This is a genomic window from Pontibacter korlensis, assembly GCF_000973725.1.
In the GTDB taxonomy this organism is placed as follows: domain Bacteria; phylum Bacteroidota; class Bacteroidia; order Cytophagales; family Hymenobacteraceae; genus Pontibacter; species Pontibacter korlensis.
This window is the reverse complement of sequence record NZ_CP009621.1, coordinates 3,299,680-3,313,420: the sequence shown is the minus strand read 5'-3', so window position 1 is coordinate 3,313,420 and position 13,741 is coordinate 3,299,680. Positions and strand designations below refer to the sequence as shown.

Annotated in this window: 12 protein-coding genes; 4 read left to right on the top strand and 8 right to left on the bottom strand. The window is 46.8% G+C overall.

Annotated features, from left to right (window positions below; genetic code table 11):
* Positions 1-131 precede the first annotated feature (131 nt).
* Positions 132-746: a c-type cytochrome gene (locus tag PKOR_RS14185; RefSeq protein WP_046311578.1), complete on the top strand. Its 615-nt coding sequence runs from the start codon at positions 132-134 to the stop codon at positions 744-746.
* Between the two features lie 475 nt (positions 747-1,221).
* Here PKOR_RS14185 and PKOR_RS14175 read toward each other — a convergent pair whose 3' ends face one another.
* The 3 genes from PKOR_RS14175 to PKOR_RS14165 all read right to left on the bottom strand — a co-directional run bounded on the left by PKOR_RS14175 (position 1,222) and on the right by PKOR_RS14165 (position 4,484).
* Positions 1,222-1,446 carry a hypothetical protein gene (locus tag PKOR_RS14175; RefSeq protein ID WP_046311575.1) on the bottom strand — a complete coding sequence of 75 codons (225 nt, stop codon included), beginning with the start codon at positions 1,444-1,446 and terminating at the stop codon, positions 1,222-1,224.
* A 283-nt stretch (positions 1,447-1,729) separates the two neighbouring features.
* The gene (locus PKOR_RS14170; protein ID WP_046311573.1) at positions 1,730-3,478 is read right to left on the bottom strand and encodes an ABC transporter ATP-binding protein; all 1,749 of its coding nucleotides are present in this window, start codon (positions 3,476-3,478) and stop codon (positions 1,730-1,732) included.
* Positions 3,479-3,737: 259 nt separating this feature from the next.
* Complete coding sequence (locus tag PKOR_RS14165; RefSeq protein WP_046311572.1) at positions 3,738-4,484, bottom strand: hypothetical protein; 747 nt, start codon at positions 4,482-4,484, stop codon at positions 3,738-3,740.
* A 431-nt stretch (positions 4,485-4,915) separates the two neighbouring features.
* On the opposite strand from PKOR_RS14165, the gene PKOR_RS14160 reads away from it, so the two are divergent.
* On the top strand, positions 4,916-5,785 hold the full coding sequence (locus PKOR_RS14160; protein WP_046311570.1) for an SDR family oxidoreductase: 870 nt from the start codon (positions 4,916-4,918) through the stop codon (positions 5,783-5,785).
* A gap of 19 nt (positions 5,786-5,804) precedes the next feature.
* On the opposite strand, the gene PKOR_RS14155 is transcribed toward PKOR_RS14160, so the two are convergent.
* From PKOR_RS14155 to PKOR_RS14135, 5 genes are all read right to left on the bottom strand, one after another.
* Entirely contained in the window at positions 5,805-6,350 is a 546-nt protein-coding gene (locus PKOR_RS14155) for a hypothetical protein (protein ID WP_148561695.1), read from the bottom strand.
* Positions 6,351-6,523: 173 nt separating this feature from the next.
* The gene (locus PKOR_RS14150) at positions 6,524-7,579 is read right to left on the bottom strand and encodes a zinc-binding metallopeptidase family protein (RefSeq protein ID WP_046311567.1); all 1,056 of its coding nucleotides are present in this window, start codon (positions 7,577-7,579) and stop codon (positions 6,524-6,526) included.
* A gap of 58 nt (positions 7,580-7,637) precedes the next feature.
* Entirely contained in the window at positions 7,638-8,510 is an 873-nt protein-coding gene (locus PKOR_RS14145) for a transglutaminase-like domain-containing protein (RefSeq protein WP_046311566.1), read from the bottom strand.
* 18 nt (positions 8,511-8,528) lie between these two features.
* On the bottom strand, positions 8,529-9,482 hold the full coding sequence (locus PKOR_RS14140; protein WP_046311564.1) for an alpha-E domain-containing protein: 954 nt from the start codon (positions 9,480-9,482) through the stop codon (positions 8,529-8,531).
* 81 nt (positions 9,483-9,563) lie between these two features.
* Complete coding sequence (locus tag PKOR_RS14135) at positions 9,564-11,045, bottom strand: circularly permuted type 2 ATP-grasp protein (RefSeq protein WP_046314513.1); 1,482 nt, start codon at positions 11,043-11,045, stop codon at positions 9,564-9,566.
* Between the two features lie 785 nt (positions 11,046-11,830).
* Between PKOR_RS14135 and PKOR_RS14130 the strand changes: the two genes are divergently transcribed.
* Both PKOR_RS14130 and PKOR_RS14125 read left to right on the top strand, forming a co-directional pair.
* Positions 11,831-13,069 carry a glycoside hydrolase family 88 protein gene (locus PKOR_RS14130; protein WP_084694801.1) on the top strand — a complete coding sequence of 413 codons (1,239 nt, stop codon included), beginning with the start codon at positions 11,831-11,833 and terminating at the stop codon, positions 13,067-13,069.
* 131 nt (positions 13,070-13,200) lie between these two features.
* The gene (locus PKOR_RS14125) at positions 13,201-13,719 is read left to right on the top strand and encodes a hypothetical protein (protein ID WP_046311562.1); all 519 of its coding nucleotides are present in this window, start codon (positions 13,201-13,203) and stop codon (positions 13,717-13,719) included.
* Positions 13,720-13,741: the final 22 nt, after the last annotated feature.

Sequence of the window (13,741 nt, the reverse complement as noted above, 5' to 3'; positions counted from 1 at the left end):
TTATACCTTTAGCATCATTAACTTTACTCTTTACTAGATATTGTAGCCTGCTATTTATAATCACATGGAATAAAGGTAAATTAGGTAAGGCTTTTAACAAGCCTAAAACCTGACTCCTAACACCTTATACTATGAAAAAAAGATTACTTTTTACTTCCCTGGTTGTTTTCCTGGGGGTAATGCTGTTAGCACAGTTCACTAAAGGCCGCACAAAGGAAAAGGCAGAGCTAGCAAGCCTGGAGCAGTTGCAACAGGCCAACAAGCAACAACTACAACTTGGCGAGCGCCTGGTGTACATTGGTGGCTGCCACGATTGCCACACGCCTAAAAAGATGACAGACAAAGGCCCGGTAATGGACTTTTCACGCGCTTTGTCGGGGCACCCGGCAAAGTTACCACCTCCTGATGTAGATCGTAAAGAAATTGAGCAGAAAGGATTAGCTGTAACCCAGACCTTAACTGCCTGGGTTGGCCCCTGGGGAATTTCCTATGCCGCCAACTTAACCTCCGACCCCACCGGAATCGGTAACTGGACCGAAAAGAATTTCTTCACTGCTATCCGGCAAGGAAAACACAAAGGCATAGAGTCTGGACGTATGTTGTTACCGCCAATGCCCTGGGACATGATTAGCCATATGACAGATGAAGAATTGAGAGCTGTATTTGCCTACTTAAAATCTACAAAGCCTATCAAAAATGTTGTGCCGCCTGCACAACCTCCTGTTTCGGCTGCAGCTGGTAAGTAAATTAACCTGTTAGAAAAGCACATTGGTGTTAGTGAAAATGGCTGGCACCAAGCACCAGCCATTTTCACATGCCTAATTGAATCTACAAGCTTACACCAGCTTAACAGGCGCAGTAGTAGATCAGTGCTCCGAGAGGTTGTAGAAAAATTTAAAACGGCTTACTGCTTTACAGAGGCAATCATAAATGACTGCACAATCAAGGTATCCCCTTTCTGTAGTAAGTTCAGGCCTTCAGGATCGAAAACATTTGATATAGCCGATGTTACTGTAGCCGCGTTTGGCCTTTTAAGGGTAAAAAGCATCCTGTGAATATGCAGCTCCTTGTTTTTTAGTTCTGTATAAAACCTGCTCTTAGTTTTGTAAGTGTAAGCATAACCTGTTGCAGGGGCTGACTCCCTCTTCTCAGCCACTATAGGCTTATACTTTGATCATGCTACCTGTAAATCGTTTAAGTGTACCTGGTTGTAAGGGACTGTTACACTACTTTCCTCTTTATTAGTAAATACGCCTTCCTCTGCACATTCAGGCTGCTGGTAGTACCGTTCAATGTACTTTCTGCCTCTTCAGACGAACGTAACGTCAGGTACTGATTCCAACTCACGGGTTCCTCCTTACTCTCCGGGTAATACCAATCACTCGTTCTTTTCGCAAATGGATTAACCAGGGCTTGATTCTTTACCTCACCAACGCTTGTGAACATATAAACAGGAGTCGTATTATTGATCTTCTGGCTTTTGTAAGTTGAGGGGTAAGTAATGCTGGGGGAAGCATCCTCCTTATCACAGCTTGTAAATAAGAAGCAGGAGTAAGAGTGTGTTCTTCATATAAATTTGTCAACATAATCTTTCAAGTATAGCGGTAATAGTCATATTCTCCGCTATACTTGAATGATTAATTTCCCCGCTGCCGCTACTATTCAAACCCTGCCTTTTCTTCTGTATTGGAGTAAGTTAGTATAGCAGATAAGCACATGTTTTCAAGACTTAGATTCTGGCCTGGTAAGTATACAGCTGGTAGTATCTTCCCAGTTTCTCCAGGAGTTCTTCGTGACGGCCTTGCTCGGCAATGTGTCCCTGCTCAATCACCAGTATCTGGTCGGCCTGGCGAATGGTGCTGAGGCGGTGGGCGATAACAAAGGTGGTGCGACCTTGCATCAGGGTTTTGAGGCTGGCCTGTATCAGGCTTTCACTTTCTGTGTCGAGGTTGGAGGTAGCCTCGTCCAGGATCAGGATGCGCGGGTCGGCTAGTATGGCACGGGCAATGGCAATACGCTGCCGCTGCCCGCCCGATAGCTTCACGCCTCGCTCTCCGATACGCGTGTTTAGCCCCTCCGGGAAGCGGTCGGTAAACTCCTGCACATGGGCCGCCTGCACGGCTTGCATCAGCTGGTCCTCAGTAGCATTAGGGCGCGGGAAGAGTATATTTTCGCGGATCGTGCCCTCGAACAGGAAGTCGTCTTGCAGCACCACACCCAGCTGGCTACGGTAGCTCTGCAGGCTGATGGTTTGCAGGTCGTGGCCATCTACTGTAATGGTACCGCTGTCGGGGTTCAGAAAGGAAGCGGCTAAGCCTGCAATGGTGGTTTTGCCGGAGCCGGAGGTGCCTACCAAGGCCGTAACACTTCCAGCAGGCGCTTTAAAGCTCACCTCCTTCACCACGTCCTTGCCCGGCTCATAGGCAAAGGATACATGGTCAAACACAATGTCGCCGTGGATGTGATCGAGCTGAAGTGTACGATTGCCGGTAGCATCTTCGAGGGGAGTGTTCAGAATCTCTTGCGTACGGTCAAGGCCAGCGAAGGCTTCGGTAAACTGACTCCCGATGTTACTCATCTGCAGGATGGGCGCGATCATGAAACCCAGGTATAAGGTAAAGGCCAGGAAATCACCAAAGGTCAGCTCTGCGTTCATGATCAGGTAGCCACCTATGCCCATGATGCCCGCAGAAGCAAGCCCCAGCAAGAGTGTAGCCGCTGAAGTAACCATGCTGGTAGTGATCAGGCTCTTTTTCACGTTCATGAAAAGACGGGTTACACCATCCTCAAAGGTCTTTATCTCCTGCTCCTCCGCATTAAAGCCTTTGATTACGCGCACCCCACCCAGCGTCTCAGTAAGGCGGCCTGTTACTTCTGCATTGATCACGCCGCGCTCCCGGAAAATTGGCCTGATCTTGCCAAAAGCCTTCAGCGAGATCAGGCCGAAAATGGCCACAGGAAAAAGCACATACAGGGTCATGAGCGGACTGATGACGATAAGCAGAACAAGGCAGATGAGCGAAGTCAACACGCCACCCACCATCTGGGCAAAGCCAGTGCCTACCAGGTTCCGCACCCCTTCCACGTCCGTCATGATGCGCGACACCAACTCACCGGTTTTGGTATTGTCAAAAAAGCGAATGGGCAACTGTATGATGTGCCGCTGTACTTTAGCCCTTAGCTGCGAGATGAGGTGCTGTGCCTCCACGCTCAGTATCTGCGTTAGCGCAAAGGAGGTAACGGACTGAATTACAATTGCTGTAACCACGGCTCCAATCAGCCACCAAAGCATAGTGCTGTTATTGTTTGGAATTACCTCATCCACCAGGTATTTGCTTGCCCCCGGCAGCACCAAGCCAGCTATCCTACTAATGATGATCAGCACCAAGCCGATAAACAGGTATCTCCTGCGGGGCCAGATGATGGTTTTGAAAACCTGCGCAACGGTAACGTTCTGGAGCTTTTTTGATTTAGGCATGAAGTTCTATGTTTCCTCCTTTTGGCAAGGATCGATATGACCAATAAGCAGTATCTCTAGCTGCAATTAAGCATACAAGTTACTCTTTAATGATGTGACGCAGCTTAATTTTATGTAAAATGCTCCTCTTCACGTTACTTCCTGCTTCCATCACTGGTTGCTGTTGTGGGTGAGTTACCTGTTAGACATTACCTACAGCCAAAAAACAAAGCGGCCACTGCCCTAGGACAGCGGCCGCTTCACTTATACTAACTAGTGATTAGTAATATCTATTTCTGTCAGAGTCGAGCCAGTCGTTGTCGTCTCTGCTAGTACGGCCATAGCTGTTATCTCTATCTCCTCTTTGTCCGTAGCCGCTGTAATTGCCACCAGTGGAACCATAGGAACTACTCCCGTAAGCTGTGCCTCTTTGGCCGCCTATATAGCCTGAGCCACCATAGTTGCGGGCAGAATAGTCTGAACCGCCGAAGTTGTTTCTTGAGTTGGAGTAATTTCCCCGTCCAGAATCACTTCTGTTGTTGTCGCGCTCAAGGTCATCGTAGCGGCCAAAGGTACCGTCGTAGTTAGTTAACATATAGCCTTGGCGTCTGTTGCCACGATCGCTCTGGTTTCTGGCGCTGTCTTGCCAGCTTCTGCCCTGGTTTCCCCTGTAGTCATCACGGAAAGGAGTATATACATCACGACCAGTGCTGAAGTCATCTCTGTCGCGACCTGATCTGTTGCTGCCAGAATGGTCGGAGCTTCTGCTCCAGTCGTTTCCCAGGTTACCTGAGCTTCCTCTGAAGTTAGGGTCATTGTCTCTCAGGCGCTCATAAGATCCGCTCATGTCACCTTCGTGATAAGAATGAGGGATGCGGTTACGGTCATTGTCGTTATGGCCAACTTCCCGCTGGTAATGGCGCTCAAAATCATCTGTCAGGTTTCTTGCGCTGTGATAATGCTCATCGTTTCTGTTGTAGCCTTCATAGCGGCCATAGTCATACTGATCTCTATCTCGTCTGTTCATAGCTTTTAGTTAAGTGTCCAAAAAAGTTCTCTTTATTTATTAACGACTCTAAAGCCTAGTAGTTTGATTCTCTCTTTGGGCAATTGGGGCATTCTCTACTCAAATCGCAGGTGCTGTACTTAATCTAGAATCCTTCTATGTTTACAACAGCAACCTTAAACCAAGAGCATAGCCCCCTGAAGCCTAGTATGTTAAAAACCACTTGTTTGCAACAGCAGACAACAGCAAACAGAAGTATAACAGCGGTAGTGATGCTGTTTGATACAAACTATACAGACCATTTAAACGTATAATTAAAACATAGTATAATACTACAAAATGAGAGTCATTTTAGATAGCTCCGCCTCTTACTCAACTACACGTATTGCTTCACAGTCTTTTGCCCTCAGTTGTATACTTCTCACTCAACTTTAAAATCAAACTTTCAGACTATGAAAACATTAGTAATTGGCGGCACCGGAACGGTCGGTTCCCAGGTCGTAAAAGAGCTTCTGGCACGTGGTACAGAAGTAAAGGTGCTAACTCGAAACGCCGATAAGGCTATGGGCATGTCGGAAAAGGTAGAGGTAATAGCTGGAGACATTCTTAACCCGAGCACAGTCCGTTCTGTCTTCAAAGGAGTGGATGCCGTGTTTATGCTGAACCCTGTGAGCACTACCGAAACCAGTGAGGGACTATTTGCTGTAAATGGTGCCCGCCTGGCTGGTGTGAAGCGGTTTGTATACATGTCAGTTCATGAGTACGAAAGGGCGATATACCTCCCCCACTTTGGTTCTAAGTTAGCCGTAGAGGCAGCCATAAAATCCTCCGGCATGGCTTATACTTTTCTGCGCCCAAACAACTTTTACCAAAACGACTTCTGGTATAAAGATGTGATCTTGCAGCACAAGGTTTACCCTCAACCTATTGGCAGTGTTGGTATTTCGCGGGTGGATGTGCGGGACATTGCCGAGGCTGCCGCCATAGCCATAACTACGGATAGCCACGAAGGAGAAGTATATAATATGGTAGGGCCAGAGCCTATGACAGGACAGCGTACGGCTGAAGTATGGAGCGAAGTGTTAGGGATACCCATAAGCTATGTAGGCGACGACATGGATGCATGGGAGCAGCAGTCGCTGCAGTACCTGCCCTCCTGGATGGTATTTGATTTCAGGCTGATGTATGAATACTTTCAGAAAGAAGGCCTGCATGCCACCGCACAGGACATAGACCGTCAAACTAAACTATTGGGGCATGCGCCACGAAGCTTCCACGACTTTGCACGCGAAACAGCAAAATCATGGTCGGTAATGGCTTAGTCATTACTTTAATTAAATGTTACTCTTCTCTCTCCCTCACCCTGGAAGCTAACAACCTGAACAGAATGTACAGTACGGCAAAGATGCCCATGGCTATCAGCGTCCAGAACTTCTTACGGTTCATTTCGCGCCAGTAGTCACGTTCTACTTTTGTGCGCTTTAGCTGGTGCCTTACTTTTCCATGCTCCTGGCGTTCCTGGTGCAGCTCTGTGCGTAGTGCGTTTACCAGGGCTGTATCCTGCAGGTAAACTGTTTTAGTGACGGTAGCACTGCGACAGTCTGGGCATCTTCTTTTAACAGGTGTAAAGCTGAAGCCGGGCCTGCTTATTAGCATTGGCAAAGGGACAGATTTTTCTGGGTAAATGCTTTGCTTTGGTTGTATGGTGGGCGCCTGAAGCTTTGAGGGGAAATGTTTAGCAGCATACGTACCGCCATGCGCTTTAGTATAGGCTTCGTTATTATCGATATACACGGCCAGTTCCTCCGGATGCTCATCAAAAAACTTCTCAGCCTGCCTTTGGGTGGCGCAGGAGCAAAGAAGCATTAGCAGTAATGTCCGTCTCATTTTGGGTGCGCTTGTCAGTTTACATTGCCTCAGTATAGCCCGGCTCCTACTTCTTGAGTACATACGAAAAGTAGCCCTACTAGCACAAGATAAAGTTTGTTCTAGTAGGGCTACCTGCTCCCCCTCTTTCACCCACAAGCTTGCTGGCCGCGAGTATCCGTTCAAAGAGTGCTTCACATATCTGGCCCGCGGTGCTTTTTAATCAACCTGTGGATGTAGCGTAACTTGTCTGCCACTGTTTCCGAAAATGTTTCCGGGAGCAGGTCTGGCAGTCCTAAAGCCCGGTTTACCTCGTTTACCTTTAGGCTTAGATCAGTATAGCGCTGAAGCATCTCGTCCAGCTGCGCATTTTCCAGGTCATCTCCGGGTGTTTGCAGGAGCTCAGCATTGTCTGCAGTATCAAGCACAGCAACCATATCGAGGTACGTGCCCCAGGTTTCTGCAAAGTCCTCCCAAGGGTGCATGGTAGCATAAGCACTAATATAGCTTTTTTGCCAATTTTCTTTAGGGCCATTTTTATAATACTGGTCTAAAGCATCGCTATAAGAAGGATTTTCATGATCTCCGAAAATCTTTTTGTAAGCCTCCTCGTCCTTGCCTTGCACCAGCAACTGCCAGTAATAATGACCTATTTCATGGCGAAAATGCCCTATAAGCGTCCGCTGTGTTTCATTCATCTGTACTCGCAGCTTTTCGCGCTCCACCGAGTCGGCTTCTTTGATGTTGATGGTGATCTTGCCGTTGGCGTGCCCAGTGTATACCTTTTCGCCCTCTCCTATACCCATCCAGCTTAGGCTGGATGGGTCTACGTCACCCTTAAAGTCGAAGGAAAGAGGTAACTCAAACTGCTCGTCTTTAGAACCATAGGGCAGTCCTATGCGGTCGAGCAAGTATAACAAGCGTCTTTTGGCTACTTCCAGCTTATACCATTTCGTTAAGTTATCATCCACCGACAGGTCAGGGATGGTTTCGGTAAGTTTACAGTAATCACATAAGTGCTGCCTGTCCTCCACCATGCGGTTGCATATATTGTAGGTAGCGTAATTGTAACACTTTACTACCTTGGCCCTGCATTCAGGGTTGGTACATTGGTAGCCACCAGCACCGTTGGGCTCCATGGCGTGTATACCCTCACAAACAGGGCACCAGCCTACTTCCCTATGGCAAGACAAACAAATTGAGTTTTCAAAGTATAGCTTATTGCCGCAACTGCAGTGAAACGTTCTCATGCTAATAGTTAATAGGGTTTAAATTACGCCTCCTTTTCAAGGCCTGCCCAAACTATACCTACTGTGCTGACTCTGCCATCTGGTTCGGTATTATCTCTACGCCATAGCTGGTCCTGTGAGCGCCGTTTGTTCTCAGCATTCCTCTTATCGGGCTACAATCACTATAGTCTGCCCCATGGGCTGCTTTTATATAATTGATGTCAGCCAGCAAGTTGTTTGTTGGGTCAAAGCCCTGCCAGCCATGGCCAGGAATATAGGCTTCTGCCCAGGCATGCATAACGGCAGTACCTGACAGGCTTAGGCCCTGGTTCAGGTACCCGGAAATATAGCGACAAGGGATCTTATTAAGCCGGGCCACCCCGATGAATAAGTGCGTGTAGTCCTGGCAAACGCCCCTGCCAAGCTCGATCACTTCGCTTACAGTTGTATGCACGTGGGTTGGCTCCGGATCAAACCTCAGCATCTGGTAAATAAATGTATTTAGCTGCAGCAGGTAGTCAAACACCGGTTGGTTTTCTTTTCTGAATAACAACCTCCCGTAGAGTTCATCTTTGATCTGAGTGTATGGGCTGGTAGCCAGGTAAAGGTGGTGATCTATGTAGAAGTCATGCCTTGCCAACAGGCTCTGCTCCTCCTCCACCGATAGCAGGCGGCTACCAGTTGGAAGGTAAACAGGGCTTTTTTCGACAGTAGCCGTCATTTGAAACTCGAATTCAGTAAAGTTCTGCGCCGTACGAAGGCTGGTAACCTCGAAGCCAAAAGGGTTATGATGATGAAATACTTCTGCCTGAAGTGAATTTTCAAAAGACAAGCTACGGACAGTCTGGGTCTCATCCTGGCAGGGGATGATCAGGAAAGAGAAAAAAGCTTCACGCACGCTTTCATCATACGTGTTATGCGTATAGTATTTAACCGTGTATTCTGCGCTCATACTCAAAAAAGCCTGGTTTTAACTATACTTTAAATACTTGGTGTTAAGCAGGTGGGCAAGCTCATAAATACTTCCCAACATTTTTTCCAGAAACTGGGGAGCCGTATTCTCTACCTCCTCTATCGTATCATACTGAAAGCGGCAAGCCAGCTTACCGGCCATAAAACTTATCGACCCTTTCTTAGTGTCTTCCTGAAAGGAAATATGCTGTATACATTGCTGAACACTCGCCAGGCTGAAAGCAACAGATTTAGGAAACGTAGCATCAAACAGAAGAAAGTCCATCACGTTTCGCCTGTTAGGGCTGGTTTTATAGCTGCGCATATACATATCAGAAGATTCTGTACTTTCCAGTATCGTGTTCCAATGAAAATTCTCCAGTGCGCCGCCGCTAAGCTTTGTTGTATCCAGTTTCTCCAGGTCCTTTAGTTTTGTGCGCAGGATCTGTATTATCTGCACAGCCCTCTCCAGGTATATGCCCAGCGAGATCAGCATCCATACTTCATTGCGGAGCAGTGTGTTTTCGATATACCCCTTAATCACATAGCTGTTCTCTTCAACCTTTCTTGCAAAATACTCTAACTCCTTGCCCTGAAACCCGGCAGTAGTATAGGCATTAATCTTGTGGTAGAAAGAATTGATAGCCTCCCAGAGTTCTATGGAAATACTGTCCCGAGCCCCTCGTGCGTTCTCGCGGATCATGTTGATATAAGCCAGTACAGAATAAGGGTTGTTGTCGGAAAAGGCTGTATAGTCGATCACAGCATCATCGTTCAGCTGTTGATGCACACTAAAGTAGCCTTGCCTGTTGCCAGCCATATCCAGTATAGACTCTAAAACGAATTCCCTGATTTGCCCTAAAGGTGCATCTACAGAAGAAGTATACTGTACCCTTGCATAACGGGCTATATGCTCAGCCCTTTCAATGTAGCGACCCAGCCAGAACAAGCTGTTTCCAATTCTTGATAACATATGTTGCTTTACATGTTGAGACAACAGGAACATTGACTTAAACCAAGTCCCTGTACGAATCTGTGCTTTTTATACTTTTAGTTAATCTTTCATCACCCAGGTATCCTTCGAGCCTCCTCCCTGCGAAGAGTTCACAATAAGACTTCCTTTTTTCAGGGCAACTCTTGACAAGCCTCCCTTCAGCACAAAGCTCCTGTCTTTGCCGAGAAGCGTAAAGGTCCGCAGGTCTACACAACGAGGCTCAAAACAATCTTCTCCCTCTATGAAAGTAGCATGCATGGATAGTGACATAATGGGTTGGGCAATGTACTTGCGCCTGTTCTGGGAAATCAGAATTTTGAACTCACTTATTTCTTCTTTAGAAGCCCTGTCGCCGATCAGGATGCCGTACCCCCCACTTTCGTCCACCGGTTTAATTACCAGCTTCTCCATGTTCTCCATCACATACTTGTATTCGTCCTCCTTTTCGCAGCGATAGGTCTTTACGTTATTCAGGATAGGGTCCTGGTCCAGGTAATACCTGATTATATCCGGCATATAAGTATAAACAGCCTTATCGTCGGCGAAACCGGTGCCTGGTGCATTTAACAGGCTTACGTTGCCTTTTCTATAAGCTCCCATAATGCCCGGCACTCCCAATACGGATTTAGGATTAAAAGCCATAGGGTCCAGAAACTCATCGTCCACCCGACGGTAAACCACATCTACTTTCTGAGGTCCATTAATGGTTTTCATGTAAACAAAGTTGTTGTCTACAAACAGGTCCCTTCCCTCCACAAGCGGAATACCCATGTTATGCGCCAGGTAGGCATGCTCAAAGTAAGCAGAGTTAAAGATACCCGGAGTCAGTACCACATAAGTAGGTGCTACCACGCCATCAGGGGCGACTGATTGCATGGTAGCGAGTAGCTCCTGCGGGTACTCCTGCACAGTACTTACATTAAATTCTTTAAACATCTGAAAGAGCGAGCGCTTCATAGCGACTCTGTTAGTAAGCACATAGCTGATTCCCGACGGACACCTGATATTATCTTCCAACACATAGTATTCCCCATCGCTGTGCTTAATCAGGTCAGTCCCGGAGATATGGTTGTACACACCTGCTACCGGCTTGATATCCAGCATTTCTTTCATATAGTTTTTAGAAGAGAAGATAAGCTCGGCAGGCACCACCTTGTCTTTGAGGATGTGCTTTGTGCTGTAGATGTCCTGGATAAATAGGTTTAGTGCCACACAACGCTGAATGATGCCCTCCTCCAGCCTTGCCCACTCAGCTGCCGAAATAATGCGGGGAAACAGGTCAAAAGGGAAGATTCGCTCCAAACCTTTTGCCTTATCGTTATAAACAGAGAAGGTGATGCCCTGATTAAAAAACGATTTCTTTGCGTGTTCATTCAGTTCTTTGAAGTCCTCCTTAGAAAACTGCATGAACTGCCGGTATATAGATTCGTACTGCGGGTTTACTTTACCGGCATTACTGAACACTTCATCTAAAAACTGCGGAGGGATCTGGTAGTTACCAAACACACCTCTTGCCTCTCCCTGGCGCACTAGCGTATTCATAGCCTTTGTGTTGATAGAGTTTGTGATAAAAGGAATAATAACATCATTAAAAATGTACAATCTTCTATTATACAATATTTTGTACATTCTTAATAGACCAAGACACCATGCCTAAGCCCTGCTTCCGCTCCTGCTTGTACACTTTTGAGTCTGCATTAAGCAAGCCTCAGGAGTTCACTTACTGTCTTGATAATCAGCCTGGAGAGCTATTCCTTTATAAAAATGGCTTCGCTTCCGGATGAAATGCTTACGCAAGATGTACAGGCCTTTGTTTTGTAATATGAGAGGTATAATGATGTAGAAGTAAAAAACCCGTATTTGCCATCCTGTTCTATCGTTATTAATACGTAGTTTTCACCATAAATTAGACATTTTGACGCTAACTACTCTGCAAGCAATTATACTGTTTATTGAATTTTATTTATATACAACTAACACAGTAAAGCAGCTATACCATTGATCCCTACATGACGCAAATGCAAAGAAGATCTTGCCCAATATAATACTCCAAACAGCTGTACTTATCATACCATCTCCGGCCAAACACGCTATGTTAGCAGAGCTGTGAAGCGTCTAGAAGCAGCACTCAGAGCCAGGAAAAACCTTGAAGCAGTGGTTGATCAAACTATTTTCACTATATTTTAACTGCTGAAAAGTACAGGCTCCTCTGGCATTTGTCAGTAAAGTGGGAAGTTGGTAAGGAGGATTAGTATCACAAAATAAGACCTTGCCAGTGACGCAGCATTAAGGAAGTCCATCAACACCAACAGAAATTTGACGGTTTTATGCTAAACAAAACTCTTTTTGCGAAAGTCCTTCTGCTGGCAGGCATTAGCCTCGGTACCGCTGCCTGTAGCAGCAGCGAGCAAACACAGGCTACGGAGCTGAGCGCCTCAGAAAGTGTAGCGTCCTTTGCTGATGCAAGTATTAAAGAAGCTGCTGCGCAATATAAATACCTGATGTCGCGCCTGCCACAAGACAGGCTGCCCAAAACCTACCATGCCGAAAGGGATGAGTTGGAAACCAGTGGCTCGGAGTGGTGGACCAGCGGCTTTTATCCGGGCACACTGCTTTACCTGTATGAGGAAACAGGAGACCAGGCGCTGTATGATGAGGCCATACGTGTGCTGGGCTTGCTGGAAAAAGAGCAGCACAACACCTCCACCCACGATTTGGGCTTTATGATGTACGACAGCTTTGGCAATGTACACCGCATCAAACCCTCTCCTGCTTACAAGCAGGTGCTTCTAAACAGTGCCAAATCTCTTGCCACCCGCTTCAACCCTAAAGTAGGTGCTATCCGATCCTGGGACTCTGCTCCGGAAGACTTTATCGTAATCATCGATAACATGATGAACCTCGACCTGCTCTTTTGGGCAACGAAGGAAACCGGTGATTCTACCTATTACGACATTGCCGTTACGCATGCCAACACCACCATGCAGCACCACTTCCGCCCCGATAACAGCTCATACCATGTTATAAACTATAATCCGGCAACCGGCGAAGTACAGGAGAAGAAAACTGCCCAGGGAGCAGCTGATGAATCGGCTTGGGCCAGAGGCCAGGCATGGGGGCTATACGGGTTTGTAGATGCTTACCGCGAGACCAAAGATGAAAATTACCTGCAGCAGGCACAGCGTATTGCAGATTTCACATTACACCACCCCAACCTGCCGCAAGACAAAGTTCCTTACTGGGACTTCAATGCACCTGGTATTCCGGACGCGCTACGTGATGCATCAGCTGCAGCTATCACCGCATCAGCTTTACTTGAGCTGAACCTTTATGTAGGGGAAACAAAAAAGAAAGAGTACCTGCAGGCGGCAGAGAGCATCCTTCGAAGCCTGTCTTCTGAAACCTATATGGCTGCCCCTGGCACAAACGGTGGCTTCATTCTGAAGCACGGAGTAGGACACAAACCTGCCGGAACAGAGGTTGATGTGCCACTCACGTATGCCGACTACTATTATGTGGAGGCCCTTAAGCGTTATAAAGCATTGGCCGAAAAGGAGCAAGCGTAAGGGTAACAAGGCTTCTTCTTGCAAGGCAGATGTAAGCCTTGGCCATTATTAACGCCGGCTATACTTAAAAAACACCAATACCAGGTTTATAACATGTAATTTTGGTGTTCGAAGTTTACTGTTTTGACAGAATGGAGTACAGGCATATACAATATTGGCAATACGAGCCAGGTGTGGAAGAGGAAAGAATACTGGAAGCGGCTTTAGTTCTCTCCCAAAAACCAAGGCACGATACTTACCTTGTAGAGCTCGCCAACTTTATTGCTGAACATGTTGGTGTAAAGTATGTAATGATAGGGCAGTTATCTGCTGACAGGCAGCACGTGCATACTCTCGTGTACCTGGCCGGCAGGGAGCTGCTGCAAAACTATACTTACTCAATCAAAGGGAGTCCTTGCGAGAATACTCTTACACATAAATTCTGCTATTACCCTTATGATGTAGCTCCCGCTTTTCCTGGGGATAAAGACCTGCAGGACCTACAAATTGAGAGCTACTTGGGCAGTATGCTACTCTCAGAAGATAATGAACCGATGGGCCTGGTCGTGCTCATGGATGAAAAGAAGATAACGAATGCAGCTTTCGCCGAACACCTGATCATGGTGCTGAGCCCAGCCATAGAGAAAGAAATCAAAATGCGCAGCATATAATTAGTTGGCCATTGAGGCTGCA

Excerpts from the sequence above, each read along its gene's own strand:
- PKOR_RS14185 (WP_046311578.1), top strand. The coding sequence starts at position 132 with ATGAAAAAAAGATTACTTTTTACTTCCCTGGTTGTTTTCCTGGGGGTA.
- PKOR_RS14175 (WP_046311575.1), bottom strand. The coding sequence starts at position 1,446 with ATGTTCACAAGCGTTGGTGAGGTAAAGAATCAAGCCCTGGTTAATCCA.
- PKOR_RS14170 (WP_046311573.1), bottom strand. The coding sequence starts at position 3,478 with ATGCCTAAATCAAAAAAGCTCCAGAACGTTACCGTTGCGCAGGTTTTC.
- PKOR_RS14165 (WP_046311572.1), bottom strand. The coding sequence starts at position 4,484 with ATGAACAGACGAGATAGAGATCAGTATGACTATGGCCGCTATGAAGGC.
- PKOR_RS14160 (WP_046311570.1), top strand. The coding sequence starts at position 4,916 with ATGAAAACATTAGTAATTGGCGGCACCGGAACGGTCGGTTCCCAGGTC.
- PKOR_RS14155 (WP_148561695.1), bottom strand. The coding sequence starts at position 6,350 with ATGAGACGGACATTACTGCTAATGCTTCTTTGCTCCTGCGCCACCCAA.
- PKOR_RS14150 (WP_046311567.1), bottom strand. The coding sequence starts at position 7,579 with ATGAGAACGTTTCACTGCAGTTGCGGCAATAAGCTATACTTTGAAAAC.
- PKOR_RS14145 (WP_046311566.1), bottom strand. The coding sequence starts at position 8,510 with ATGAGCGCAGAATACACGGTTAAATACTATACGCATAACACGTATGAT.
- PKOR_RS14140 (WP_046311564.1), bottom strand. The coding sequence starts at position 9,482 with ATGTTATCAAGAATTGGAAACAGCTTGTTCTGGCTGGGTCGCTACATT.
- PKOR_RS14135 (WP_046314513.1), bottom strand. The coding sequence starts at position 11,045 with ATGAATACGCTAGTGCGCCAGGGAGAGGCAAGAGGTGTGTTTGGTAAC.
- PKOR_RS14130 (WP_084694801.1), top strand. The coding sequence starts at position 11,831 with ATGCTAAACAAAACTCTTTTTGCGAAAGTCCTTCTGCTGGCAGGCATT.
- PKOR_RS14125 (WP_046311562.1), top strand. The coding sequence starts at position 13,201 with ATGGAGTACAGGCATATACAATATTGGCAATACGAGCCAGGTGTGGAA.